This window comes from Deinococcus arcticus, assembly GCF_003028415.1.
GTDB classification, from domain to species: Bacteria; Deinococcota; Deinococci; order Deinococcales; family Deinococcaceae; genus Deinococcus; species Deinococcus arcticus.
The window spans coordinates 99492-125545 of the sequence record NZ_PYSV01000011.1 but is presented as its reverse complement, the minus strand read 5'-3'; the positions used below and the strand labels follow the sequence as shown (position 1 = coordinate 125545).

23 protein-coding genes and 2 tRNA genes are annotated in these 26054 nt (G+C 68.3%); 14 read left to right on the top strand and 11 right to left on the bottom strand.

Annotated elements, in window-relative coordinates; all coding sequences use genetic code 11:
* Nucleotides 1–150: 150 nt before the first annotated feature.
* Nucleotides 151–1350, bottom strand: a complete 1200-nt coding sequence (gene xseA / locus C8263_RS12325) for an exodeoxyribonuclease VII large subunit (protein ID WP_233218791.1) — start codon at nt 1348–1350, stop codon at nt 151–153.
* A 160-nt stretch (nt 1351–1510) separates the two neighbouring features.
* Between xseA and C8263_RS12320 the strand changes: the two genes are divergently transcribed.
* The gene (locus C8263_RS12320; RefSeq protein ID WP_107138427.1) at nt 1511–2425 is read left to right on the top strand and encodes a magnesium transporter CorA family protein; all 915 of its coding nucleotides are present in this window, start codon (nt 1511–1513) and stop codon (nt 2423–2425) included.
* A 67-nt stretch (nt 2426–2492) separates the two neighbouring features.
* Here C8263_RS12320 and C8263_RS12315 read toward each other — a convergent pair.
* Nucleotides 2493–2569: transfer RNA gene (locus tag C8263_RS12315), tRNA-Arg, on the bottom strand.
* A gap of 145 nt (nt 2570–2714) precedes the next feature.
* Between C8263_RS12315 and C8263_RS12310 the strand changes: the two genes are divergently transcribed.
* The 12 genes from C8263_RS12310 (at nt 2715) to C8263_RS12255 (ending at nt 17806) form a co-directional block, all read left to right on the top strand.
* Nucleotides 2715–3434: a roadblock/LC7 domain-containing protein gene (locus tag C8263_RS12310; RefSeq protein ID WP_107138426.1), complete on the top strand. Its 720-nt coding sequence runs from the start codon at nt 2715–2717 to the stop codon at nt 3432–3434.
* A complete protein-coding gene (locus tag C8263_RS12305) occupies nt 3431–5038 on the top strand; it encodes a hypothetical protein (protein WP_107138425.1) in 1608 nt (535 codons plus the stop codon). Before C8263_RS12310 ends, C8263_RS12305 begins: the two co-directional genes overlap by 4 nt.
* Nucleotides 5038–7029, top strand: coding sequence for a coiled-coil domain-containing protein (locus C8263_RS12300; RefSeq protein ID WP_107138424.1), 1992 nt, complete (start codon nt 5038–5040; stop codon nt 7027–7029). Before C8263_RS12305 ends, C8263_RS12300 begins: the two co-directional genes overlap by 1 nt.
* Nucleotides 7005–7460, top strand: a complete 456-nt coding sequence (tsaE, locus tag C8263_RS12295) for a tRNA (adenosine(37)-N6)-threonylcarbamoyltransferase complex ATPase subunit type 1 TsaE (protein WP_233218790.1) — start codon at nt 7005–7007, stop codon at nt 7458–7460. Before C8263_RS12300 ends, tsaE begins: the two co-directional genes overlap by 25 nt.
* Before the next feature lie 389 nt (nt 7461–7849).
* Nucleotides 7850–10804 (top strand): eCIS core domain-containing protein, encoded by a 2955-nt coding sequence (locus tag C8263_RS12290; RefSeq protein WP_233218796.1) that lies wholly within the window; start codon nt 7850–7852, stop codon nt 10802–10804.
* A gap of 2 nt (nt 10805–10806) precedes the next feature.
* The gene (locus tag C8263_RS18955) at nt 10807–11772 is read left to right on the top strand and encodes a hypothetical protein (RefSeq protein WP_146160671.1); all 966 of its coding nucleotides are present in this window, start codon (nt 10807–10809) and stop codon (nt 11770–11772) included.
* 17 nt (nt 11773–11789) lie between these two features.
* Complete coding sequence (locus C8263_RS12285; protein WP_107138421.1) at nt 11790–12086, top strand: hypothetical protein; 297 nt, start codon at nt 11790–11792, stop codon at nt 12084–12086.
* 94 nt (nt 12087–12180) lie between these two features.
* Nucleotides 12181–13371: an acetate kinase gene (locus tag C8263_RS12280; RefSeq protein ID WP_107138420.1), complete on the top strand. Its 1191-nt coding sequence runs from the start codon at nt 12181–12183 to the stop codon at nt 13369–13371.
* The gene (gene pta, locus C8263_RS12275) at nt 13368–15473 is read left to right on the top strand and encodes a phosphate acetyltransferase (protein ID WP_107138419.1); all 2106 of its coding nucleotides are present in this window, start codon (nt 13368–13370) and stop codon (nt 15471–15473) included. Before C8263_RS12280 ends, pta begins: the two co-directional genes overlap by 4 nt.
* An 8-nt stretch (nt 15474–15481) precedes the next feature.
* Nucleotides 15482–15553: transfer RNA gene (locus C8263_RS12270), tRNA-Ala, on the top strand.
* Between the two features lie 214 nt (nt 15554–15767).
* Nucleotides 15768–17027, top strand: coding sequence for an SDR family NAD(P)-dependent oxidoreductase (locus C8263_RS12260; RefSeq protein WP_107138418.1), 1260 nt, complete (start codon nt 15768–15770; stop codon nt 17025–17027).
* Complete coding sequence (locus C8263_RS12255) at nt 17024–17806, top strand: hypothetical protein (protein ID WP_107138417.1); 783 nt, start codon at nt 17024–17026, stop codon at nt 17804–17806. The genes C8263_RS12260 and C8263_RS12255 overlap by 4 nt, the downstream gene beginning before the upstream one ends.
* Before the next feature lie 132 nt (nt 17807–17938).
* On the opposite strand, the gene C8263_RS12250 is transcribed toward C8263_RS12255, so the two are convergent.
* A complete protein-coding gene (locus tag C8263_RS12250) occupies nt 17939–18904 on the bottom strand; it encodes an NADP-dependent oxidoreductase (protein WP_107138416.1) in 966 nt (321 codons plus the stop codon).
* A 21-nt stretch (nt 18905–18925) separates the two neighbouring features.
* Nucleotides 18926–19546 carry an NAD(P)-dependent oxidoreductase gene (locus tag C8263_RS12245; protein WP_107138415.1) on the bottom strand — a complete coding sequence of 207 codons (621 nt, stop codon included), beginning with the start codon at nt 19544–19546 and terminating at the stop codon, nt 18926–18928.
* A 143-nt stretch (nt 19547–19689) separates the two neighbouring features.
* On the opposite strand from C8263_RS12245, the gene C8263_RS12240 reads away from it, so the two are divergent.
* A complete protein-coding gene (locus C8263_RS12240; RefSeq protein ID WP_233218789.1) occupies nt 19690–20070 on the top strand; it encodes a winged helix-turn-helix transcriptional regulator in 381 nt (126 codons plus the stop codon).
* Here the strand turns inward: C8263_RS12240 and C8263_RS12235 are convergent.
* The 7 genes from C8263_RS12235 to C8263_RS18950 all read right to left on the bottom strand — a co-directional run bounded on the left by C8263_RS12235 (nt 20054) and on the right by C8263_RS18950 (nt 26041).
* Nucleotides 20054–21148, bottom strand: coding sequence for an LptF/LptG family permease (locus tag C8263_RS12235; RefSeq protein ID WP_107138414.1), 1095 nt, complete (start codon nt 21146–21148; stop codon nt 20054–20056). The genes C8263_RS12240 and C8263_RS12235 overlap by 17 nt on opposite strands.
* Nucleotides 21145–22191: an LptF/LptG family permease gene (locus C8263_RS12230; RefSeq protein ID WP_107138413.1), complete on the bottom strand. Its 1047-nt coding sequence runs from the start codon at nt 22189–22191 to the stop codon at nt 21145–21147. The genes C8263_RS12235 and C8263_RS12230 overlap by 4 nt, the downstream gene beginning before the upstream one ends.
* 274 nt (nt 22192–22465) lie before the next feature.
* A complete protein-coding gene (gene ddrC, locus C8263_RS12225; protein WP_107138412.1) occupies nt 22466–23161 on the bottom strand; it encodes a DNA damage response protein DdrC in 696 nt (231 codons plus the stop codon).
* Between the two features lie 694 nt (nt 23162–23855).
* Nucleotides 23856–24380 (bottom strand): macro domain-containing protein, encoded by a 525-nt coding sequence (locus C8263_RS12220; RefSeq protein ID WP_107138411.1) that lies wholly within the window; start codon nt 24378–24380, stop codon nt 23856–23858.
* Between the two features lie 51 nt (nt 24381–24431).
* Nucleotides 24432–25148 carry a guanylate kinase gene (gmk, locus tag C8263_RS12215; protein WP_107138410.1) on the bottom strand — a complete coding sequence of 239 codons (717 nt, stop codon included), beginning with the start codon at nt 25146–25148 and terminating at the stop codon, nt 24432–24434.
* An 80-nt stretch (nt 25149–25228) separates the two neighbouring features.
* Nucleotides 25229–25660 carry a hypothetical protein gene (locus C8263_RS12210; protein WP_107138409.1) on the bottom strand — a complete coding sequence of 144 codons (432 nt, stop codon included), beginning with the start codon at nt 25658–25660 and terminating at the stop codon, nt 25229–25231.
* 150 nt (nt 25661–25810) lie between these two features.
* Nucleotides 25811–26041, bottom strand: a complete 231-nt coding sequence (locus C8263_RS18950) for a hypothetical protein (RefSeq protein WP_146160670.1) — start codon at nt 26039–26041, stop codon at nt 25811–25813.
* Nucleotides 26042–26054: the final 13 nt, after the last annotated feature.

Sequence of the window (26054 nt, the reverse complement as noted above, 5' to 3'; positions counted from 1 at the left end):
TTTGAGGACGTTGCACCATGAGGTGCAACGTACTTTTTCGATCCTCGCGCTGCGGCGCCGCTGTCCCAGCCCGCTCGGTTGATCGGGGGCTTGGTAGCGAGTGACTGAACGGCGCCAGGGTGTGTTGTGGCCTGCGCCCGCCAGTCCCGGTTACCCGTCGGCCCTGACTCCGGCCACGCCATCGCTGAATTCCAGTGTCAGGAGCTGCCCGGCCTGTACCTGCGCGGCGCGGGTGATGGGCTGCCCGCCCTCGGCGCGCACCAGGGCGTAGCCCCGGCCCAGGGTGCGCGCCGGGGTCAGGCCCAGGGCCTGCTTCATCAGGGCGTCTACGCTGGCCGCCGCCGCTTCCACCTGCTGCGCGGCGGCCCGGCGGGCGCGGTCCAGGGTCCAGTGCGCGCCGGCCTCGGCGTCCACCAGCACCCCGGCGGCGTGGGCGCGGATGGTGCGCGCGTCCTCCTGGGCCTGGGCGGCGGCGGCCACCACCGCGCGAACGATCAGGGCCGCCGCCTTGCTGGGCGTGTCGGTGCGCGCGCAGGCCACCTCGTCGGGCAGGGTGTCGTCGCGCGCGTGGCCCAGCCCGGTGACCACCGGCGCAGGAAAGGTGGCCAGGGCGCGGGCAAACGGCAGGTCGTTCAGCCACGCCAGATCGGTGACGGCGCCGCCGCCCCGGATCACCACCAGGGCGTCCAGCGGTTCGGCCCCGTGCAATTCCAGGGCCGCCTGCACCCCCCGGCGCAGGCTGGCGGCGGCGCCGGGGCCCTGAAAGGTGGCTTCCAGATACACCGGGCGGACCACCCCGGCCCGCTCCAGCGGATCAATCTCGCGCCGGAAATCGCCCAGCCCGGCGGCCTCGCGCGGGGAGAGCACCGCAAAGCGCCAGAAGTCTGTGGGCAGCGCCAGCTGGCGGTTCAGGCTGTACACGCCCTCGCGCACCAGGGTTTCGCGGCCCTCGGCCAGTCGCAGCGCCGCGTCACCCAGGGTGAATTCGGGGGCAATGTCCAGTACGTTCAGCGCAAAGCCGTACTGCTCGTGGAAGGTGGCCTCGCCAAACAGCAGCACCTTCAGGCCCGCCGTCAGACCCCCGCCCGTGGCGCGGCGGAACTTGGCGTCTAGGGCAAAGCGCTCCCGGGCCCACACGGTGGCGCGGCAGCGGGCCACCTCGCCCTCCTCGCCGCTTTGCACGAGGTCCAGGTAGAGGTGGCGCCGGTCGGTCACGGCGGCAATCTCGGCGCGCACCCACACCGCGCCGGGCAGCCCGCGCGCAATCACCTGCCCCACGTAGGCCAGCAGTTCCGAGAGTTCCAGAAACTGTTCGGGAGGGCGGGACTCGGCCTTGCGGCGCCGGGTCACCGCCGCCCCCCCAGGGCCCGGTCCAGCCCGCCCACGCCGGAGCGCCCCCCGGCCCCCACGGCGCCCACCACGACCCAGAGCCACGACTTCATGGGCACAGAATGGCAGATGGGCGTCTCACTCCACGGCACCGACCCCACACTCTGGCATCCTGGGGCGCATGATTCAGGCGCGGCAACTCAGTACCGGCGAGCCCCTGGCGTGGGCCGGGGAAACCCAGGATGTCTGGGTGGACGTGCAGGGGGTGACTCCGGAAGAAGTCGCGCGCCTGCGCGCCGCTTTTCCCATCAACCGGCTGGCCCTGGAAGATGTGCTGGAACGCGGCCACTGGAGCCGCGCCGAGGTGTATCCCGAGCACGCCTTTATTACCGTGCGTTCCTACGCCCGCCCCGAGGAGGGTGACGAATTCACCGAGCGCCTGAGCATCCTGATTTTCGGGCAGGCTGTGGTGACCATGAGCACCGCTGGCACGCAGGCGCTGGCTGCCGTGTGGCCCCTGGTCGGGCGCGAGAGCGTGAACACCCCCCAGGAGGTGGCCTATGAGCTGCTGGATCACACCGCCGAGACCTTCTTCACGGTGGCCGACGCACTGGAAGGGCGCGCCGACGTGCTGGAAGAACGCATTTTTCAGGGGCAGCGCAACCCGGTAGAAGAGGTCTTTGCCATGAAGCACCTGATCACCCAGGCGCGGCGCCTGACCTCGGAGGCGCGCGAGGCCACAGCGCTGTTAGGGCGCCACGCGGGCGGCACACCCGGCGACCTTGTGCGCTACCGCGACGTACAGGATTCGTTCAGCCGCGCCAGCGGGCAGCTGGACAGCCTGCGCGACCTGCTGACCAGCCTGCTGGACCTGCACCTGGGCCTGCAGGGCCAGCGCATGAACGAGGTAATGCGCACCCTGACCGCCGTGAGCGTGATTTTCCTGCCGTTGACCTTTCTGGCTGGCGTGTGGGGCATGAATTTTGAATACATGCCCGAACTGAAAAGCCCCTACGGCTACCTGCTGGCCTGGAGCAGCTTTCTGCTCATCGGCGGCGTGCTGGCGGCTTTTTTCAAACGCCGGGGGTGGTGGTAAAGGGAGGGGGGCTGCCCTGACCCAGGCGCCAGCAACAAAAAACCCCGCCTGACGCGGGGTCTTGAGGTGGCGCACTCGACTGGATTCGAACCAGTGGCCTGCCCCTTAGGAGGGGGCCGCTCTATCCAGCTGAGCTACGAGTGCAGAGCCGGCGCCAAGAGGCCCGCAAGCGGGCGACGGGAGTATAGCAGGGGGCACGCACACCCGCACGCCGGGCCCGCATTTGCGGCACAATCCAGATGAGACAAAAATGTAAGCGCGGCCTTTCTATACTTCCTTGAGGTTCTTCATGACGAACGCTGTGTACACCATGATTGTCCGCGCCTTGTCGGGCGTCGTCTCTGATCGTGCGGCCGAGACCATGCTGCGCTCGGTGCTGCGCGAGCAGGGGCTCGCAGCTGAAACCGTAACGGCGCAGGACATGCAGAAGGTGCTGTCCGGTCCGCTGCTCGCGCGCCTGAGCACCGTGCTGCCACCGGCCCGCGCCCGCAAGGAACTGCTGAACCTGTCGGGGCAACTGGAAGCGCAGTACCCCAAGGCCCCCACGCTGTTTACCCAGAATGTGCCGCTGGCCACCTGGGACGAGCCGCAGACCGACACCACCTTCGACGATCTGGGCCTGAGTGCCGACGACTTCGAGTTCGATGACCCCGAATACGGCGCCCTGCCCACCACCCGCACCTACGACTTGGCGCGGGCAGAAGATCAGGACGCCCTGATTCAGACCCTGGGCCGCTTCAGTGGCGTGCAGGGGATCATGGTCTGCCGCGCCAGCGGGGAAGTGCTGCGGGTCAAGGCGGTGCGCGATCCGGCGGGCCTGGGCGGCGTGGTGGCCGCCAGCGCCATGCTGTTTCAGAAACGCGCCCTGCGGCTGCTCTCGGCAGACCTGGGGGGCCAGACGGTCTGTGTGTGCCCGCTGGGCGGCTACTGTGTGGCGGTGGTGGCGACCTCGCAGGCCAACGTGGGGCGCCTGATCGTGGAACTGCAGCAGCTGCGGGTGGCGGCGTGAAGCGCCCCGCCGGGCTGAGCCTGCTGGCCGCTCTGAGCCTGGGCACCCTGGGCACGGCCGGCGCCCAGGACCTGACGGCCTACAGCGCCTTGGCCAGCAATCTGGACGGCGCGGTGTCGGCGCGCGCGCAGTCGGCGCAGGCAGCCCTGACCCGCTTGGACGCGGCGCAGCAGGCGCTGGATACCCTGTCGCCTACCCTGCGCAACCAGCAGATTGTGCGCGGCCTGACCGACGCCCTGGGGGGCGCGCGCGCCGCGCTGGCCCGCACCCCGGCTGAACTGGAAGCCCAGGTGCTGCTGGCACGCGGCCTGATGCGCAAGGCGCTGTACGACCAGACCCTGGCCGCCCTGAGCGCCGCGCCCGAGAATGGCGACGCCCAGCTGCGTCTGCTGGCACGCGAGTTCGGCTTGACAGGTCAGGCCGCGCAGGCCCTGGGCCAGGATGCCCGCGCTGGCCGCCTGGAGCGCACCGCGTGGCGCCTGCAGCGCGCCGCCGCCGCCCGGGTCTCGGCCGCCCTGCAGGGTACCCGCGCCGAGCAGACCACCACCTCATACGTGAATCTGGCCCGCGCCACCGGCTGGTTTACCACCGTGCAGGACGCGTCCGGCGTGGGCACACTGAAGGTGTCTCAGTTTGGCGACGCGCTGCGGCAGCTGGCCGGCGGCGACACTGCTGCGCTGGCCACCTCGCTGGGCACCCTGCGCCGGGGCACCGCCGCCCTGAACCGCGCGCTGGCCACCCCGCCCGCCGTGACGGGCACGGGCACCAGCCGCCCGGGGCAGTCCACCCCGCCGCAGGGGGGCACCACCCCGGCGCCCCAGCCAGACCCCACGCCGGCGCCCACACCCACCCCGGCCCCCCGGCCCACCCCCGCCGCTGGCAGCGCCGCCGCCGTGGCCGCCGCCTACGCCGAACTGGGCCGTGCCCAGGCCGCTGCTGGCCACGGCGACGCCGCAGCGGCGCGCGAAGCGCTGGCAGCGGCCTCATCGGCGCTGGCGCGCGTGCCAGCGCCCCTGCGTGACAGCGCCGCCTTTACCCAGGTGACGGCCGCTGCCGAGCGCGCCCAGGGCCGCAGCGCCCTGCGGGTCAGCGACGTGCAGGCCCTGATCGGCGGGCTGGCCAATGCCGAGCGCCAGCAGGCCGGACAGGGCGTCAGCGCCCTGGACACCACTTCGCTGGGCATCAGCCGATGGTTTTCGGGCTGGCTGCGGGTGCTGGTGTTCCTGCTGCTGGCGCTGGCCACCGCCGCGCCGCTGTACCTGCTCAACCTCGCCTTCGGTGGGCGCAACACCTACTGGCGCGCCATCATGACGGGCCTAGGCCTGCTGATGCTGCCCCTGATGCTTGAAGGCGTGTTTGGGTTCCTGGGGGCCCTGGGCGACATCTTTGGCGCCGGGGCCCTGCGCGGCCTGACCAACCTGACCCTGACCCAGAGTGCCTACGCGCTGCCGCTGTGGGCGCTGCTGAGTGCGGTCGCCATTGGCCTGATGGCCTTTGGCTTCCGGGGCCTGTGCGAGCAGTTCGGACTGCTGGGCGCGGGCAGTTCGTCCAAGAACACCACTGTGGAGAGCGCCGCCACCGTGGACTGGGATGAGGAACTCTGATGGCCACCCTGAGCCGACTGCCGGTGAAAATGCTGGGCGATCTGGTCTCGCCCCGCGCGCTGGAACGCATTCTGCAGGACGCCGCCCAGACGCGCGGCGGCTCGCTGGACACCATTGATCCGGGCATGCTTGAGGACATCCTGAAAAAGGAGGTCTTCAAGCGCTTGCAACTGAGCGTGCCTGCGCCGCTGGCGAAAAAGCGCGTTTCGGAAGTGCTTAACGAGATCATGAAATCCACGCAGGAGCGCCTCTTGCCCAACCAGCTCAGTTCCCTGCTGGGGCTGGAAGAGGGCGCGCGGCGCTTCTCGCTGTACTTCGACTGGCCCGAGACCCAGCGCCTGCGCGGGGTGCTGAGCGTGGCGCGCCAGGAGGAAAAAGAGGGCCGGGACATCAGCGCGCTGGTGCAAGAAGGCCAGAACCTGATTGACACCATGGACCGGCGCCTGCAAGAAGGGCTAGTGGAACAGGGCCAGGACCTCGCAGAGCTGCGCGCCACTTTCGCGCGGGTGCAGGGCATGGGCGGCAAGGACGTGCGCCGCCTGGATACCCTGATTGGCCAGATTGACGAGGCCCAGAAACAGGGCACACTGCTGCCCGGCGAGGTGGAGCGCGCGCGCAACCTCACCTTCAACCTGCGCAAGGCCCTGGAATCGTCGGTGGTGCAGACGGTGGAAAACCCCGCTGTGCCCACCTCCGCGACCATTCTGGACCCCAATGCCCAGGCGCGCGTGCTGGCGCTGGAACAGGAACACGCCGCCCAGCAGCTGGCCAGCGTGGAGCGCGAATTTACCGCGCTGCTGCAGGTGCGCGCCGATCTACGTGAGCGCCACGAGGGCCTGCGCACCCTGCACACCCAGGCCAAACTGACCGAGGACGTGGTGAGCGGCTGGCGCGAGGCCCTGAAGGCCGAGCGGAGCGCCCTGCTGGCCCAGCAGCGCGAACAGTTTGCCCGCCTGGAAACCGAGCTGGGCCGGGTGCAGGCCGGCGCCGACACCCGCATTGCCCTGGACTCGGCCCGGCACCTGCTGGACAGCGGCAGCCTGGCCACCGATGAACTGCAGGAACTGCAGGCCATGCACGAGGCCCTGCAGGCCGGGGTGGACGCCAGCGCCCAGCTGGAACTGCAGCGCGAACTGCTGGAAATCGAGCGCTCGGCGCGCAACGTGCCCGGCGCCAGCGCAGAGCTGGCCCCCCTGCTGGCCGAGGCCCGCACCCGGCTGGCCCAGGGCGAGACGGTGGACCCCGCCAGCCTGTGGAGCGTGCTGGAGCGCCGCATGGGCGCCGCCGCCCAGGAGCGGGAGGACTTTGACGCCCGAGCCGACCGCGTGGTGCGGGAATACGACACCGTGCGCCACCTGGCCGGGGAAACCACCCAGCGCCTGGGCCGCCTGGCCGACACCCTGCGTGCCCAGCGCCGCCTGGGGCAGCTGAGTGCCCAGGCCCGGGAACGCTACGCCCAGACCCTGGCCGACGCCGAGGCCCTGCTGGCCGAGGCCCACGCCGAGTACCGCGCCGCGCAGGAAGTGACCTCCACCTTCGGGCAGGACGCCCTGAGCGGCCTGCTGGACGTGTTTGACTTCGAGGAGAGCAGCGCCCCGCTGGCCGCCAACCCCGACCCGGCGCTGGCCCCGCCACCCCCCCCACCCAGCACGGCCGTGACCCCGGCCTCCATTTTCGACACGCTGCTCTCGGCGCCCGCCACACCGCCCACGCCGGCCCCCGCGCCCGTGGCCAGCGCCGAACCAGCCGAAACCTGGACCCTGCAGGGCGGTCAGATTCGCCAGGGGGCCCAGACCCTCTCGGCGCAGGGCATGGCGGCGCTGCTGACCCAGGCCACGGCCCTGGGACTGCACCGCCTGGACATGGGCGACGCCACCCACGTCTGGTCGGCGCGCAGCACCGTGCCCGGCGAATGGCGCCTGGGCCGCGCCCAGAACTGGACCGAACTGGATGAACAGGTGGGCGCGTGGCTGGACACCGGGCTGCCGTGACCCTGCCCCTGGCGGTGGGCGCGGCGCGGGTGCTGCGCGGCCTGACCGAGCAGCAGGCGTTCGGCGCCTGTTGGACCGCTCTGTCGCCCGGTAGCGTGCTCTTTCTGGAAGGCGAACTGGGCGCCGGCAAAACCAGCTTCTCGCAGGGCCTGGTGGCGGCCCTGGGCTTTGCCGGCGCCGTGACCAGCCCCACCTACGCCCTGATGAACCTCTACCCCACCCCGGCCGGGCCAGTGCTGCATGTGGACGCCTACCGCGTGCGCGACGTGGCCGAACTGTACGAGATGGACCTGGACGAACAGGTGCAGGCCAGTCGCCTGAGCCTGATTGAGTGGGGCGAAGGGCTGTATGCCGATTACCCGGCCGCCCCGGTGCTGCGCCTGGAGCACATGAACGATCCCGAAACGCGGCAGGTGACCCGGATCCGCTAAGCAGCCCACGCTTCCGGGGCGCAAATGACTTATTGTCAAGCTTAAGTCCCGGAGGTTACGGCATGTTTGAACACCAGGGTGCGTCCCTGACCAAGAAAGCGGCGCGGCGTGGCCCCGCCCCCGTGCAGGCCCCAGACCTTGCGCCCCACCCGGCGGTGAGCGGCATCCAGGCCCACCTGTGGCGTCCCCAGGTGTTGCAGCGGCAAGCGGCGGGACCAGTACTGCGGGCGTCAGGGTTAGAACAGCAAGAGGTAACACGGCTGCAAGTTCAGCGCCAAGCGGTGAGCGATCAGCTGGCCGCCTTGCCCCAGGTGGAGGGTCAGCCGATTCAACGGCAAGCCCAGCCCGTCCCAGCCAAGCCCCAGAGTCCCGGTGACTGGGTGACGGTGATGCGCCACCAGGCCGAGCAGGTCGAAGGCCAAGCGTTAGATACGCGGCAATACGCCCAGTTCACCGCCCTCCAGCGGCAAGTGGCCAATACCTTGGTCCAAGGCTTCCGTTCAGATCGCGGCCCCGCCCAAGCCCGGTATGACATTTACGGCGAGCATCTAGCGACGCTGCAACGGCATGCGATCAGTGCCCCCGTGAGTCGCGTGGTGCTGGGCCTGGTGCCCGCTGGGGAACGGCTGGCACTTCAACGAGCCGTGGATACAGCCGTGCAACGCCATGAAGCCGAGGCAGGTGGAGCTGCCACCGCTGCCCAACAACAGACCTTGCAGCGGCAGTTGGCCGAACTGGACGCGGAAGCCACGCAACCCGTCTTGCAGCGCATTCAAGCCAGACGGGGCAGCGGTAATCCCTTGCCTGAAGCCATTCAACGGCACCTCGAACAAGGCTTGAACCACGACCTCTCCCGGGTGCGCATCCACGATGATGCGGAAGCGGACAGGCTGGCCAAGGGCGTCAATGCCCTGGCCTTTACGACGGGCAGTGACATCTTTTTCCAGAGTGGAAAGTTCAATCCCAACAGCCAGAGTGGGCTGGAACTGCTGGCCCACGAAGCCACCCATACCGTGCAACAGTCCCAAGGGCGCGTGGGCACCGGGATCGACCCCGATGCTGGCCTTGAAGCTGAAGCCCGGACGATGGGCGCCAAGTTGGCCGCCGCCCCCATGCCTCAGAAGGCGCGCCCGGTGCAGCGTCAGGTGGCTTCCCCGGCCCCCGCAACCGCTGTACAACGCTGGGGCCTGGGCGACCTGAAAAAGCTGGCCGGCTCTGCCCGGGACAAACTGAAGAGTGCGGTCGGCACCGTGCAGAAAGCCGCCCAGCAGCGGATTCAGAAAACCGTGAAGCGCGTGCAGAAGGCAGCGGCGCCGGCGATCACGGCAGCGCGCGAGGCAGCCAGTCAAACCCTGAAGCAGGCCCAGACGCTTCGCAACAGGGTGCGCACCCAGATCAAGGCGGCAGGCGAGACCGCGCGCGAGTACGGTCGCAAAACCCTGCAAACAGTCAAAGGCAAAGCGCAGCAGGCGGTACAGAGTGCCAGAGCCAAGGCCGCGCAGCTGCGTGTCCGGGCCCACCAGCTGGCCTTCCGGGCTGCTTCCACAGTCGCGCAGGTGCAGACAAAGCTGAAAGACAAGGCGAGGACGATCTCGGGAACGCTGCGGCAAGCGGCGTCGACAGCGGCGCTCAACCTGCGGGACAAGGCCACAGCGGCCCGCACCAAGCTCAAGACAGCTGCCACAGGGCTGCTAAACAACGTCAAGACCCGTGCCCAGAACGCCTGGACGCAGGCCAAAGCGGCCGGGCAGCAGGTCCGCCAACGTCTGACCGCAGCGGCAGCAAGCGCGAAAACCAGGATTGCCGCGCTGGCCAAGACCGCCACCACCAAGGCCCAAAGCTTGAAACGCCGGATTGGCGCCAAAGCCACCCGCGCGATACGAACGGCCAAGGGTGGGCTGGGCAAATTCCTGAAAAACCGCCCCGCCACCGCATTGCTGCTGGGCACGGGCGCTGCGTTTACCGCTTTTCAGGCCATTAAGAAGGGCGGCGTGAAGGGCCTCTGGAATGCCGCCAAAGGCAAGGCCTCCGAAGCGTGGAAATGGGCCACCTCCACCGAGGGCAAGGCCACCCTGGCGCGTCTGGCCGTGACCGTGGGAGTCACCGTAGGCGCAGCGGCCCTCACGGGCCTGACTGGGGGCCTGGCCGCACCGCTGCTGATCATGGCGGCGGGCGGCGCGGCAGGGGGAGCCCTGGGCCGCCTTGCTCAGAACAAAGTCCTGCTGGGAGACAAGAAGTACCAGGGCAAGATGAGCCTGATGCAGGGGGTGCTGGATCCCAAGGCGATGGCTTTTGACGCTGCGCTGGGCGTGGTGATGGGTCCGGGCGCCGCACTGGCTGGTGGGCTGGTCAAAGGCGCCGCTGGCAACCTGGGCCGCTACGCACTGAGCCCTATGGGCAAGGGGCTGGCTCAGGGGGCACGGCGCCTGGTTGCTGGACGTTCAACAGTCGTCACTGGCCGTGCCGCGAGTGCAGCTGGGGCCCCTGCCAGATTGACCAACAGGGCTCTGACAGATCGTGCTCGTCTGGTCTGGAAAAACATGAAGCAATACAACACCAAGCTGGCCCGGGAGACCTGGGCAGATATGCAGCAAAGTCTGTATGGGAGCGCAGGCATCGCCGGACGTGCCACGAAGGAGACGAAGCAACTTCTCGGCGGTCGCAAAGCGCTGAAGGCCAAGCGATTCGATGCTGCCCATAGAGCGGTGGATGCCATGCTGCCCCGGCAGGTCACCCAGTTGGCCGCCTCCCTCAAACTCCCCACCCACTTCAGCCAGGACAAACTAAGGAAACTGCTGGCGCAGCGACTGGTGCAGACCAATCACCGGGTTGTGGCGCGGCCCATTGCTCAGCAGGCTCTGGCAGCGTCCCGCAAGCAATCCTGGGCTGACCTGAAGCGTGCCGCTATCGGGGCACCTCGCCGGAGAGGAGAAACGGCAGGCCGTCGCGTGCTGCGGGGGATAGGAAGCCTCTTGGCCATCGGACCTCGCGCCACCTACCGCACCATTCTGGAAAAAGATGCTGGATGGAGCAAAGCCATTCAGTCGGGGGCAGGAACGGGCCACATGATTGCTTCAATCACCAGTGAGGCTGCGAAAGGCGCCGTGCTGGCGGCCAAGACCGAAATGGTCAAGCCGGATGGCCAGCAGCAGCCGATCAAACCACTCAAAATCGGCTTGGAGGCTTACCTCAACTCCCTAGGCTTTAATCCTGACTACCTGAACGAAAAGATGATCGGTGCAGGGCTGACTGACGCCGGGAAAGGGCTGAACACCAGTATTGGCGCAGGCGGTATGAACGATCCGGTGCAGCTTGAAGACGGGCCACAGGTAGGGGCACCGTAACCATGTTTTGGAAGAAGAAGAAATTTGAAGTCGCCCCACCCTTCCTAGGTTCGGCTTTCGACTTGGCCGTCGACTACTGCCAAAGACATGAGGTGGTAAAGCACTTAGACGCTTCCGAGATTCATGTGCAACTCGGAAGACACATCATCTGCATTTACAAAGGCCATGATCATTCTTGGCTGAATGCAAAGGCGAAGCTGGCACCTGATAATCTTGATGTTGCCCAAAGGGAAAAGTATCTGAACTTAACCAAGGTTCAGTTCGAAAATATAACTGCTATTCTCGACCATGAGGGCAGCGGCCTGACTGCCAGATATCACCAACTGATGAGGTATCAGGGCAAGCCAGAGATGCACGTTTTCAATATGCTCTCGACCTTCGACTATCTTCTGAACAAAGATGACTCCAGGCTCTATCCCCCGAAGGAGGTTCGTTTCGTTTGCGACGGCCGCTCCTTTGATAATGCTTCAGAAGCCCTTGTCCACTATATGAAGCATGTTCGGCGTTGCCGGGTCAGGGAAGTTCAGCCGGAATACATTGCGTTTGATACCGCAGGAGCTTATGCGATAGTTGGCCTGAAACATCTGTCACATGAGTTTAGTATCAGATATGGTTTTTCTGACTTTGTGCCTCTAATTGAAAAATCGAAGCACAGCCTCACACCACATTACTTTGCCGCTGCATACCGGAAAGCTCCCCTCCCCACTGCTTCCTATTGCTTCGACGATGGAGTCTCGGAGCTCGCCATTTCCGGCACCCTCACTGCAGGCACCGAGGCGCGGCCTATCTTCACTGCCACCCTCAGCGCCCTGTATCAGGTCCTGCTGGACAGCACCGAACGCATCAAGATGAACCCTGACCTGCTGACCGGCAAGCAACAGCTTCACTCGGAAGAAGAGTCCATTCAGCAGGCCAGGAAGTACGAAGGCGACAAGACCGGCGGCGTGGAATTTCTTTCTGACGCCTGATGCCCACAGGAGACCCCATGACCCAGACCATCAAATTTGGCCGTCAGGCCACCCAGCGCTCGCCCTTTGAGATCAATGGCCTCTCGTTTGCCTCCTTGCCCCTGTCGCTCGCTGAAGAACGCGATCTGGCCTCTGCTGGCCAGGACGCTGAGAGTGACGACGCCGTGATGGACGCCCTGCTGAAGAAACTGGCCGACCTGTTGAACACCCGCGCCCAGGGCCAGTCCGTGACCGTGGCGTGGCTGATGGAGCATCTGAGCCCAGGTGACCTGGAAGGCATCGTGGCCCATCTGCGCGGCGAAGACACTGAATAACCGCACCGGCAGGCGGCGAGAGGATGGGGGTCCTCCCGCCTTCGCCATTCCTTGAGAAATCCGCCTCGCTGGCCCCCGCTGTCAGAATGGGCGCATGTGGACGCTGGTGCTCAACTGCGGCTCAAGCAGCGTGAAGTTTGCCCTGCTGAATCTGGACGATGACCGGGTGGGCCTGACCGGGCTGGCAGAGCGGCTGGGCTCGGCCGGAGCCTCGGCGCGGCTGGACATGGAGGGCGAGCGGCGCACGGCGGACCTGAGGGGCGGCAGCTACGCCGAAGCCTTTGCGGTGCTGGCCGGTGCCCTGGACGAGCTGGGCGTGCGCACGCAGGTGGGCGCCGTGGGTCACCGGGTCGTGCACGGCGGCGAGCGGTTCCACGCGCCCGTGCGCCTGACGGACGAGGTGCTGGGCGAGATCCGGGCCTGTGTGCCCCTGGCGCCGCTGCACAACCCGGCCAACATCGCGGGCATTGAGGCGGCGCAGGCGGCCTTTCCCGACGCGGCCCATGTGGCGGTGTTCGACACGGCCTTTCACCAGACCATGCCGGAGGTGGCCTACCGCTACCCGGTGCCGGGGGACTGGTACCGCCAGCATGGCGTGCGGCGCTACGGCTTTCACGGCACCAGCCACGCCTACGTGGCCGCCCGCGCCGCCCAGGACCTGGGCCGCCCGCTGGCCGAGCTGAATCTGGTGACCGCTCACCTGGGCAACGGCTGCAGCGTGTGCGCGGTGCAGGGCGGGCGCAGTGTGGACACCAGCATGGGCCTGACGCCCTTAGAAGGGCTGGTGATGGGCACCCGCAGCGGCGACGTGGACCCGGGGCTGCACGATTACATCGCCCGGCAGGCAGGTCTGAGCCTCTCGGAGGTCACCTCGGCCCTGAACAAGGAGAGCGGCCTGCTGGGCCTCTCGGGCCTGAGCAATGACATGCGCGAACTGGAAGAGGCCGCCGGGCGGGGGCACGCGGGCGCGCGGCTGGCGCTGGACGTGTTCGTGTACCGCCTCGCCAAGCAGATGGCCGGCATGGCGGTGGCCCTGGGCCGCGTGGACGCGCTGGTGTTCACCGGCGGAATTGGCGAGAACAGTGCCGCAGTGCGGGGAGCTGTGCTGGCGCGCCTGGGCGTGCTGGGCGCGGCCGTGGATGACGAGGCCAACCGCGCGGCCGTGCGCGGCCAGGCGGGCCGGATCAGTGCGCCGGGGGCGCTGGCCGCCCTGGTGGTCAACACCGACGAGGAACGCATGATTGCTGAACAGACCCGCGCGCTGCTGGCCGGGGTGAGCGCATGAAGACGCTGTTTGTGGCGCCCACCCGCAACGGCGTGGGCCTGACAAGCACCGCCCTGGGCCTGACCCGCGCCCTGGAGCGCCAGGGCCTGAAAGTGGCTTTTCTCAAGCCCATTGCCCAGACGCACGAGCCGCGCACCGATGACAGCGTGCATTTCGCCCGCACCCTGGCGCACCTGAATACGCCTGACCCCATTGCCCTGACCCTGGCCGAGGAACAGCTGAGCCACGGCGCGGAAGAAGAATTGATGGAAAGCGTGGTGGCCCTGGCACGCGAGGCCACAGCAGGCGGCGCCGACGTGCTGGTGGCCGAGGGGCTGGCGCTGACCGAGCGCAACCCCTACGCCTCGGCACTGAATGCCAGCCTTGCGCGCAATCTGGAAGCTGATACGGTGCTGGTCTCCAGCCTGGCCGGGGTGGGCGCCGGGGAACTGGCCGACGAACTGGAAATCACCGCGCAGGGCTACCGCCGCAGTGACGGCAGCGGCCTCAGCGGGTACGTGCTGAATTTTGCGCCGCCCGCGCTGGACTACGGCACCCTGATGGCCGAACTGCGCTCGCGCAGCCGCGTGCTGGCCAGCGGGGAATTGCCGCTGCTGGGCGTGGTGTCCAGTTCGGCCGACCTCACGGCCCCGCGCACCCTGGACGTGGCCCGGCACCTGGGGGCCGAGGTGATCAACGAGGGCGAGGCGACCCTGCGCCGCGTGACGAGCACCGTGGTCACGGCGCGCACGGTCCCCAAGATGGCGCACCTGTTTGTGCCCGGGGCCCTGGTGGTCACGCCCGGGGACCGCGAGGACGTGATCATGGCCGCTGCCCTGTCGCACCTCAGCGGGGTGCCGCTGGCGGGGCTGATGTTCACCTCGGGCAGCGCGCCCGAAGCCTCTATTGAGCGGCTGTGCCGCGCCGCGCTGGGCAGCACGCTGCCGGTGCTGCGGGTGGAGACGAATTCGTTTCAGACCGCTTCGCGCCTCTCGCGGCTGGACGCGCGGGTGCCGCACGACGACCTGAGCCGCATGGAGCGCATTCTGGAGTTCATCGCCGACCGGCTGGATACGGTGCCGCTGGGCACCCGCCTGCGGGCCCCGGTCAGCAGTGGCGAGCGGCGCCTGCCCCCCAGCGCCTTTCGCTACGAGCTGATTCAGAAGGCGCGCGCGGCCGGTAAACGCATTGTGCTGCCCGAGGGCGATGAGCCCCGCACCGTGAAGGCCGCCATTCGCTGCACCGAAAAGGGCATTGCCCGCTGCGTGCTGCTGGCCAAGCCCGACCGGGTGCGGCAGGTGGCCGAGGGCCAGGGCCTGACCTTACCGGAGGGTCTGGAGATCCTGGACCCGGAAAGCATTCGCCAGCAGTACGTGGCGCCCATGGTTGAGCTGCGCAGGAACAAGGGGCTGACGGCCCCGCAGGCCGAGGCGCAGCTGGAAGACACCGTGGTGCTGGGCACCATGATGCTGGCGCTGGGCGAGGTAGACGGGCTGGTGTCGGGCGCCATTCACACCACCGCCAACACGGTGCGCCCGGCGCTGCAACTCATCAAGACCGCGCCGGGCGCCGGGCTGGTGAGTTCGGTGTTCTTCATGCTGATGCCTGAACAGGTGCTGGTGTACGGCGACGCCGCCATCAACCCCAACCCGGGCGCCGAGGAGCTGGCCGATATTGCCATTCAGAGCGCCGACAGCGCCCGCGCGTTCGGAATTACGCCCCGGGTGGCCATGCTGTCGTACTCCACCGGAGAATCCGGCAGTGGCGAGGACGTGGAGAAGGTCAAGGCGGCCACGGCGCTGGTGCGTGAGCGGCGGCCCGACCTCGTGGTGGACGGCCCCATGCAGTACGACGCGGCCAGCGTGCTCTCGGTGGGCCAGCAAAAGGCCCCGGGCAGTCCGGTGGCCGGGCGCGCCACCGTGTTTATCTTCCCGGACCTGAACACCGGCAACACCACCTACAAGGCTGTGCAGCGCGCCGCCGGCGTGGTGGCGGTGGGCCCCATGCTTCAGGGCCTGCGCAAGCCCGTGAACGACCTCTCACGCGGCGCGCTGGTGGACGACATCGTGTACACCATCGCCCTGACCGCCATTCAGGCCACGCAGGTGGAGGGGCAGGGGTAAAATGAAGCTGTTCGGTAGCTCAGGGGAAGAGCACTCGCTTTGCAAGCGAGGGGTCGGCGGTTCGAGTCCGCTCTGAACGCCGGGGGCCGCCCACCTTGCCAAGGTGATGCGGCTCCCACCTTTTGGGCAAACGAGCGCCGCAGGCGACCCGGGCCCGCTACACTGCAGAGGTCCGGTAGCTCAGTGGAAGAGTGCCTGCCTGTCACGCAGGAGGTCGGCGGTTCAATTCCGTCCCGGACAGCGGAGGTGGCCCGTTTTCATAAAGCGGTGTCCACCTCCACCTCTCTTTGACCTATGGACCCCGATCTGACCCCCCTTGACTGGCAAACAGCGCAGCGCGTGCTTCAAGCCGTGTTGCGCAATCCGGCCCTGGCCGATGATCAGCCCGCCTTCCGCACGCTGGTGGCTGGTGTGAATCGCCTGGGGCGCAAGCACGCCCGGCAGGCAGAAGAGGCCGCCCGGCACCCACCGCCAAAGCCGGACTCTGGGCGGCGCTGCTACATGTGCCGGCAAACCTTTGGGCTGGCCGACGCGGGCAATCCGGCCCTGTGCGCCCCGTGCGGTCAGCTGAACCACCGCAAGCGGCATGCACGCGCCGACCTGAGCGGCCGGGTGGCCCTGCTGACCGGTGGCCGGGTAAACATTGGGCACGCGGCAGCCCTGCGGCTGCTACGCAGTGGGGCCCAGGTCATCGTGACCACCCGCTTTCCACAGGACGCAGCGCGGCGATTTACCCAGGAGCCAGACGCCGCCGAGTGGCAGGGCCTGCTGACCCTGTACGGCCTGGACCTGCGGGATCTGCGCGCGGTGCAGGCGTTTATAGAGGAACTGAGCCGCACCCAGCCCCACCTGGACCTGCTGATCAACAACGCCGCGCAGACCATCGCGCGGCCGCCCAGCTTCTATGCCGCGCTGCTGCAGGGGGAGCGGCAGGCCCTGCCCGGTCCCCGGCTGGCCCTGAGGATCGCGTGGCCTGCGCCCAGCTTGCCAGACAGTTCTGCTGCCCCTTCACTGTTCGCCCCACCCGAGCCCCTGAACCGGCATGGTCACGCCCTGGACCTGCGCCCCCACAACAGCTGGACGGCCCGGCTGGAGGAGGTCGAGGCCCGCGAATTGCTAGAGGTGCAGCTGGTGAACACCACCGCGCCCTACCTGCTGTGCAGCGGCCTGCTGCCTCTTCTGCGGCGCTCGCCGTTCGAGCGGCGCTTTATCGTGAACGTGAGCGCTGTGGAGGGACAGTTTTCACGGGCTGACAAGAGTGACCGCCACCCCCACACCAACATGGCCAAGGCGGCGCTGAACATGCTGACCCGCACCAGCGGGCCACGGCTGGCGCGCGAGGGCATTTACATGACCAGCGTGGACCCCGGCTGGGTATCGCACCAGGAGCCGCATCCCCAGCAAGAGCGCATGGCGGCCCAGGGCTTCCGGCTGCCGCTGGACCTGGACGACGCAGCGGCCCGGCTGTGCGATCCCATGTTCAGCGGCCTGAACGAGCCTGGGCGGCCCCTGGCCGGCGTGTTCCTGAAAGACTACCGGGTGCAGCCCTGGTGACCGTCCCTCGCCACCAGCGGGCCACCCTCTGCGCGGCCGAGATCCCGGATGGCGCGGGCTACGTGCTGGACGGGGTGCCCTACGGTGTGCCGGGCCCCGTGAACCTGGGCGCCGCCGCACTGGCGGCCCGGCACGCGGCGGCGCTGGACTTCCGGGCGCTGGTGCCAGGAGCAGGGGAAGAGGACCGCGCCCGGCAGGCGGCTACACTGGCCGGGGCCCTGGCGCGGCTGGCGGCTGGGCACCCCCTGGACGCGGCGGCGCAGAATGCACTGAAGACGCATCACCCGCACGCCACCGGCACCGTGCTCATCCGCACCGATGGCAGTGCCGACAAGGGGGACGGTTCCCTGAGCCTGGGCTACCTGCTGGGCGCAACCCCCTACGCGGCCGTGCTGCGTGATACCCGGGGCCACGAGGGGCTGGCCGAACGCGAGGCCATCCGCATGGCCCTGACCCACGCCCGCGCCCTGGGCTACGCGCGGTTTCAGGTGCAGAGTGACCACAAGTTCCACGTGCGCCGCTATGCCGAGGCGCTGATTCACCGGGGGCGGCGCCAGTCGCCGTCGCTCGAACGCCTGGACGCCCTGGTCGATGCTCTGGGGCCAGCGGTCACGTTCGAGTACATGCCCACCCTGGACACCGACGCCCCACACCGGCTGGCCCTGCACGCCCGCGCCCTGGACCGGCTGGCCCGGGGCCTGCCCCTCTCGCGGGCGCAGGCGGTGGCGCTGCGCCGGGTGCACTACGCGCTGAAGGCAGGCGGACAGGGCCCTTACTGAGCGGCAGCTAAGTAGCTCGCTGTTGATCTTTAGATCAACCGAGCGGAGCGAGTATCGAAAAAAGTACGTTGCACCGGGAGTGGAGACTTTGCGGTGCTCTCCTGCAAAGTCGTAACGTGAGGTGCAACGTCCTTACCCTTCGGCCACCGCCACCACCACCTTGCCGCGCACCTCGTCGCCCTCGGCGTAGCGGTGGGCGGCGGCAATGTCGTCCAGGGCAAACACCCGGTCCACCGGCACACGCAGCTCGCCGCCCTCAATCAGGCGGGCCAGAAACGCCAGGTCCAGCCCCCGCTCGGCGGTGTGCATGGTGGCCAGGCGCGGGTGGGGCCCCGGGCGGGGCAGCATGGCGGCCGCGTCGCCCAGCCGCGTGGGCAGCGGCCGGGTGCTGACCAGCACGCCGCGCTCGCCCAGGGCCGGGCGCACCGCTGCAAAGCTCAGGGCCGGCGGGGTGTCCAGCACCACGTCCCAGGGCCCGGTCTGCGCCCAGTCCAGGTCAGCGGGGGCCAGCACCTCGTCGGCGCCCATGGCCTGCACGAAGGCGTGTTTTTCCGGGCGGGCCACACCGGTGACCAGGGCGCCCAGCACGCGCGCCAGCCCCACCGCAAAGGAGCCGATGCCCCCGGCCGCGCCGTACACCAGCACCCGGGGTCGCTGGCCGGTGCGGCGCGGCTGCAGCCCCCCCTGGGCGCGCAGGGCCTGCAGGGCGGTCAGGGCTGCCAGGGGCACCGCCGCCGCCTGCACCGCCGGCACCATCCGGGGGGCCAGCGCCGCGCGGCCCTGGCGCACCGTCACGTACTCGGCGCTGCCACCCGCTCGCAGGCCCAGCAGGGCGTACACCCGCTCGCCGGGCCGGAAGGCGGTCACGCGCGGGCCGCAGGCCACCACCTCGCCGCACACGTCAAAGCCCACGGTCAGGGGCAACTGCCGGGCCGCCAGGGGCCCCAGGCCACCGGCCCGCAGCGCCAGATCGGTGGCGTTCACACTGCTGGCCGCCACGCGCACCAGCACCTCGTCGCCCCCGGGCGCGGGCCAGGGCACCTCTTCCACGCGCAGCACCTCGGGGCCGCCGAAGTGGCGCAGCCGGGCAGCCCTCACGGCCTCCGCCCTGCCGCTGGGCTACGCACTGACGGCGGGGGCCTGACGCAACAGGGTGCCCTGCTCGGCGGCGTCCAGCATGAAGGCGGCCACACTGGCGCGCGGCACGCGGGGGCCGGTACGGCCCACCGGCCCGGAGCGCACCGGCCCCGCCGGCCCGTCGGTCAGCATGGGCGCGCGCACCACGGTCCAGTCCAGGTCCGAGGTGCTCAGCAGGCGCACGTGTTCCGCCGCGTCACGCAGCACGTCACCCTGCAGCACCTTCAGCAGCGTGCGGAAGAGGTGGTCCACCGGGCCCGGCACGTCCCCGGGGAACGGCACCCCGGCCCCGGTCAGCGTGACCACCCGGCGCACACCGGCCTCTGGCATCCGGCGCACCAGCACCTGGGCGGCCTGGGTCATCACGCCGGCTGCGTCGCCCTTGACCGGTCCCAGGGCACTCAACACGGCGTCGGCGCCGCGCAGCGCGGCCTGCACGGCGGCCTCGTCCTGCAGGCGACCGGCCACCACGCTTAGGCCAGGGCGGGTGCTCAGCACTTCGGGGCGGCGGGCCAGGGCCTGCACCTCGTGGCCCCGGGCCAGCGCCTGATCCAGCAGCAGGCGGCCGGTGCGGCCAGTCGCGCCCAGCAGGGCCAGCTTCATAGGGGGCCTCGGCAAACAGCAGTGGGGGTCATGGGCCCAGGCTAGAAAACAAAGCCCCCCGAGCGGAAGCAGGAGCACAAAGAAAAGCCAGTATGGTTTTGGAAACCCTGACGCTTCCCTCTGGGAACAGTTACGCTGCGGGCATGAAATACGGTCAGGCGATGGTGAGCCGCCCCGAATGTGGCGTGGAGCGCACCATGCAGGTGATTGGCGGCAAGTGGACCACCCTGATTCTGCGCGACCTGCTGGGCGGCACGCGGCGCTTCAGCGACCTGAAACGCACCCTGGGCCGCGTGTCGCCCAAAACCCTGACCGAGCGGCTGCGCCAGCTCGAAGCGCAGGGACTGGTCACCCGTACCGTCTACGCCGAGGTGCCCCCCCGGGTGGAGTATGCCCTGACCGAACAGGGCCAGAGCCTGGGCGAGATCATTGCGGCGATGGCACGCTGGGGAAGCCGCTGGACTCCACCCGCCGGGGCAGAAGTCCCTGAAGCGGCGAGCGCGCCCCTCAGCGGCGCGAGGTAAGCCACAGCAGCCCTGCGCCCGCCACCACTGCGATCACGTCCGGCGCGTAGGCCGCCACGGCGCCGGGTACCGCGCCGTTCTCGCCCATCACGCGGAACACGCTGTAGGTGGCGTAGTAGGCAAAGGTCAGCAGCAGCGCCCACACCAGCCCCAGGTCGCGCCCGCTGCGAAAGGAATACACCGCCAGTGTCACGGCAAAAAAGGCCAGCGCCAGGGCTGCCAGCGGCCCGGCGAACTTCTGGTGCAGGGCCGTAAAATCCGCCGGCGCGCTGATCTTCTGCTGGCGGTAGGTCTGCGTGCGGCTCCAGAGCACGGGCAGGGGATCGTAGATGGGCTGGGCGGTCTGGGGCTGGCCCCCCAGGTCGGTGCCGGTGTCCTGCAGGGGCAGGCGGCCCTGCTTGAAGCTGAGGATGGTCGAGGGCCGAGGATCGCCGTTCTGGTAGGTCACGCGCTGGCCCTGGCGCAGTTCCAGCACGTTGGTTCCGGGGCGCAGGCGGCCGGCGGCGGCCGTGATGACCTCGCTGGGCAGGGTGCCGTCCACCATCGTCACGATGCGCAGGTCGCGCAGCTCGCCGCCCGGGCGCACCTCACCCACGCTGATGGCGCGGTTCAGGGTGTCGCGCAGCACCACGTTCTGCCCCAGGCCCAGCACCCGGGGATTGTCCAGCACAATCTGGCGCTGCACGGCGCGCGCTTCCACCCGGGCGCGCGGCACCAGCCCCTCGCCCAGCGCAAAGGCCAGCACGGCCACAGCGGCCCCCAGGCCCAGCACCGGGCGGAACAGCCGCGCGGCCGGAATGCCCGAGGCCACCGCGCTCTTGATCTCGCTGTCGGCCGCCAGGCGCGACAGGCCCAGCAGCACCGCGAACATCAGGGCGATGGGCAGGGCGCGGGCGGTGGCTTCAGGCACGCTCAGGGCCAGCACCCGCGCCACCAGCACCGGGTTGGCGCCCTTGGCCAGCAGCGGCGCAATAATGCCTTCCAGGCTGGCCAGCAGCAGCAGCGTGATCACGGCCGCCACCCCCCCAGCCAGAAACGGCAGGATTTCCGAGAGCACGTAGCGTTCAAAGGTCTTCACCGCAGCCTCCAGGCCAGGGCGGCGGCCAGCAGCACGAAGGCCAGATTGGGCAGCCACGCCGCCAGCGCGGGCGACAGCGCCCCGGCGCGCGCCAGCCCCGGCACTGTGGTCCACAGCACGTAGAAGCTCACCAGAAACACCAGCACGGCGGCAAAGGCGGCGGCGCGGTTGCGCAGCAGCAGCCCCAGGGCCCCGGCCGCCAGGGCGAACACCACGGCGGTCAGCGGGTCGGCCATGCGGCGGACAATCTGAAACGCCGCCTCGCGCTGATCGGCAGGCAGCACCTGGGGATCGGCGGCGCGCGCGCGCAGGTCGGGGGTGGTGGTCTGCTCGGCCTTGGCGGGCGGGGGGCGCAGGGTGTCGGTCTGCGGCACGGTCAGCGGCTTGTTCAGCAGCTGCGGCGGCTGCCCCGGACGGGCGCGCCAGGGGCTGAGCAGCGTCCAGGTGCGGGCCCTGCTGTCCCAGGTGCCGCTGCTGGCGGTCAGGATTTCGCCGCCCCGCTGCACCATCACGCCCTGCAGCTGCGCGGTGGTGCCGTCGCCGGTGCTGATCACGCTGCCCGCGTAGTACAGCGCGCCGGGCGGGGCATAGGTGTACTTTTTCTGCGTCTGCAGCGGCAGTGGAATATTGTAGATGTTGAACCAGGCGGTGTCCCAGCGGGCCAGATTGGACGGCACGATGCGGTCGCCGTTCACGTAGGCCAGCGCCGCCACCAGCACGAAGGGCAGCGCGAGCGGCCACACCAGCCGCAGCGGCGGCACCCCCCCGGCGCTGATCGCCTTGAGTTCGCTGTCGCGCTGCATCCGCGAAAAGGCCAGCAGGATGGCAAACGGCACCGCCAGCACCAGACTCTTGTTCAGAATGCCCGGCGCGATGCTCAGAAAGGCCAGGGCGGCTTTGTCCACGGGCGGGCGGAACTGCAGCAACTTGGCCACCGTGCTGCTCAGGGCGTCGATCATCTGCAGCGACAGAAACAGTGCCACGCCCGCCGCATACCAGCGCGTGACCTCGGCCAGGACGAGGCGAATCAGGAGGGGCGGCACGTGCTGGATTCTAGCGGGCCTGGATGAGGGAAAGGGCGGCAGATGGCGGATGGTCTATGGCAGATGGCAAAAGCGAAGACCTTGCAGAGACAGGAGGACCAACACGCTGTTTTTCCATTCTTAGCGGGGCCTGCAGAGGGTGGAGCGTGACCTGCGTCCCAGACGACATGCCACCCATGCCCCGCTTGACCACCGGCCCGACCACCAGACAAAAGAGAAGGCAGACGGCCTGTGTTCAGCCATCTGCCATCTGCTTTCCGCCATCGGCCCCCGCCTAGCTCGCCTGCGTAGGCAGCGGCGTTTCCCAGCCCTGGCGCTCGCGGCGGGCCACATGCTCGTGCAGCTTCAGAATGGCGTCGTTGCCGTGGGCGCCGCGTTCCTGAATGGCGCGGGCGGTGGCGGTGTCCAGGTAGGCCAGGCGCAGCAGCTCGGTGGCACTCAGGCCGTCTCGGGTCTGCTTGACCCCGCGCTCGCGGCGGATGGCCGCGCTGTTGGTGCCCAGCACGCTGCGGTTGCTGATGCTGCCCAGCTGCCCGAACACCGGGCCCTGGCCGCCGTGGCGCGCCACGGTGCTCATCAGTTCGCGCCGGGCCTGGGTGCTTTCCAGGCGGGCGGCCAGCCAGCGCCGCGCTTCGGGGTCGGGGTTGCGCTCGGCAATCTGGGCCGACAGGCGCACGTCGCCCTGCAGGGCGCGGGTCAGCAGATCCTGGGCCCGCTTGCGCCAGCGCCGGGCCTGCGGGGTGTCCAGCGTGAACGCCAGCCGGGTGAATTCGGGAATGGAGAGGGCCCGTTCGGGGCCGGCGCCGTAGTCGCGGGTGTCGGTCTCCACCTTCAGGGCAGCGAGGGTGGCTTCACAGCGGTCTTCGGTCAGGCCCAGGTGCCCCAGGGCCGAGGGAGCGTGCAGGAATCCGTCCGCGCTGATGGGCAGCCGGACGGTGCCAAAGTCAAGGGTCAGCGGAGCGTTTTTCATCTCCAAGAGTTTAGCACATTTTCTGCTAAAAACATAATGACCTGATGAGGAATAAGGAAGGTTTTTGGAGATCAGGAACACCGGCTCAGACGATATTTTCCGCAGAGTCATTCACCATCAGAACTCATTCACGGCGTCATAGACTCTCGCCCCCGGTTTCGCCCCTTCCAGAATCGAAGGCGCTGTTCATGGACCTGCTGTTCCGGTCCAGCCGGCAAGAGAGAGCAGCCGCAAGGAGCGCTGCCAGTGACAGCTGCCATCGCCCTGACCTGAGCCTGTGGGCAAGCCAAGATGGGGGCTGGATTTAAGTCGCTCGCTGTTGATCTTTAGATCAACCGAGCGGGCTGGAACAGCTGCGCAGCAGAGCGAGTATCGAAAAAAGGACGTTGCACCGGGAGTGGAGACTGTTCGGTGCTCTCCTGAAAATTCGCAACGTGAGGTGCAACGTCCTTAGATGCCCTTCTCTCCCCCGTCCAACTGGTCTGCACGGCGGCCCAGGTTGTTCCTGGCCATGCAGCCCACCCCACAAGGCATAAGCGGCGATCTGAAGGAGCAGACAGCCGCACACGGCCTGCACTCTGCGCGTCCCGAGCTGGCCCGGCAAATAGCCTGGCCATGGGTGACAATAAAAAAAAGCCGCCTCTCTGGGCGGTGATGTCCAGAACTATAGCGCGGTATCCGGGGGGCGTCAAGTTTATGCAGGCGGTGCCAGCCGCGCCAGCGCCCGGCGAAAGACATTCAGCGGGCCGGCACCGTGCAGCACCACGCGCACCTGCAACTCGGGGTGGTCCTCCAGAAACGCGGTGATTGCCCGCAGGCTGACCTCGGCGGCCTGTTCCAGCGGATAGCCGTAGACCCCGGTGCTGATGGCCGGAAACGCCACGCTACTGCACCCGTGCGCGGCGGCCAGTTCCAGGCTGTGGCGGTAAGCGCTGGCCAGCTGCGCAGCCTCGCCTGAGTGCCCGCCACGCCAGATGGGCCCCACGGCATGAAGAACGTGCCGCACGCCCTGCCGGGACAGGTCAAAGGCGGGCGTGATGACCGCTGTGCCGGTGGGCGCGCCGCCAATCTGGCGAATGGCCCGCAGCAGCTCGGGGCCAGCGGCGCGGTGAATCACGCCGTCCACGCCCCCGCCGCCCATCAGTTCCTTGTTTGCGGCCGTCACCACGGCGCAGGTGGTCTGCGCGGCGATATCGCCTTGGATCAGTTCCAGTGGCATGAAAGGCCCTCCTGTGATGGAAAAAGTGCGTGGTCACCGGGCTGGCCGCGTTCAGTGGGTGGCGACCTCATCAAGCTGGGCGTCGGTGAGGGTGTAGCTGCGCAGGGTGTCGGCCCGCACCCGGGCTTCGCGGTCTTCCTCGGTCCACTCGGTTTCGGGGCGCTGGCGGGCCCGCTCGGCGCGCTGAATGGCGTGCAGGTCCTCCACGGCGCGGTCCAGATCGTCATTGACCACCACATAGCGGAACTCGTGGGCCTCGCGGATCTCTTCACGCGCGCGGATCAGGCGCTTTTCAATGCGCTCGGGGGTCTCGGTGGCGCGCCCTTCCAGGCGGCGGCGCAGTTCCGAGAGGCTGGGCGGCATGATGAAAATCAGGATGGCCTCTTCTCCCATGCGGGCCTTGACCTGCATGGCCCCCTCCACCTCAATTTCCAGAATGACGTCCTGCCCGCGCGACAGCGCCGCCTCGATGGGCTCAATGGGCGTGCCGTAACGGTTGCCCACAAACGCCGCGTGTTCCAGAAAACCGCCGCCGCGCGCCTTGGTCTCGAAGTCGTCGGGGGTCACGAACACGTAATGCACGCCGTGTTCCTCGCCGGGGCGGGCCTCACGGGTGGTCCAGGAGGTGCTGTAAAACACGTTCTGCCCGGCCAGCCAGCGCTCGCGCAGGGTGCCCTTGCCCACACCCGACGCGCCGGTCATCACCAGAAGGAGGCCCCGGCGCGGTGGGGTGCTCAGGGGCATGTCAGAAGGAAGGCCAGCGGTCATCCCGCCACCATACCCAATGCGCCCGGCCAAAGAGAACAGGCGGCCCCCACGAGAGGAGGCCGCCCGAGCGTACAGCAACGTTATTTCTTCTTGCCCTTGCCGCTGCTCTTGGAGCGGCTTTTGCCCAGGGCCTGCCCCTTTTCGTAGCTGGCCTGCATCTTGCGCCGGGTTTCTTCGGCCATGGTCCTGAAATCCACCAGGCCCGCTTCAATGGCTTCCACGCTGGGCTTGATGTTGCCGCCGCGCCGGGCCGAGGCCAGGGCGCGGTTGGTTTCTTCAAACCACGCGTCGAATTCCTTGCTCTGTTCAAAGAGCATCTCGCGCGTGTCACGCTCGTAGGTGCCTTCACTGCCACGGCGGCTGAACTGCTTGGGCATGGTGAAGCGCTCGGGCATGTACGCCGCGTCGAATTTGCCCTGCCGCACCGCTTCACGGAACAGCTTGATAAACGTATCGCTGCGCTGGGGGTTACTGAGTTCCTGCACCTGTTCACTGAGTTTCTTGTAAGCCATATCGCGCCTCCTTCAAAGGAGTATGACCGCCTGCCCGCTTCATTGTAAAGCCTGCTTTTTCAACCTTCTTCCCCATTCAGGTCAAAAGGGAGTTCAGGTGAAAAGGGCGTGTGACCTCAAGGGCATCGCTGCGCCGCACCCCCTTCAACCTCAACAGGGGCGCCAGATGATCTTGCCGGGCAACTCTACACCCCAAGTTCCGGCTGACTTGCCTTGTACAGGCACAGAACAGAATTGGGGCAGCAGCTTGTTGCCATTTTTTGCCACACAACGCTGCTGCTTTTCACCCATTTTCTTTTGGCCCCTTCCTTCTTCAATCAAGGACAGGCCGCCGAGCTGCAGACTGTTCCCCGTGGCCTGCACCGCACCCACCAGCTTCAACGCTGTCTTTGAT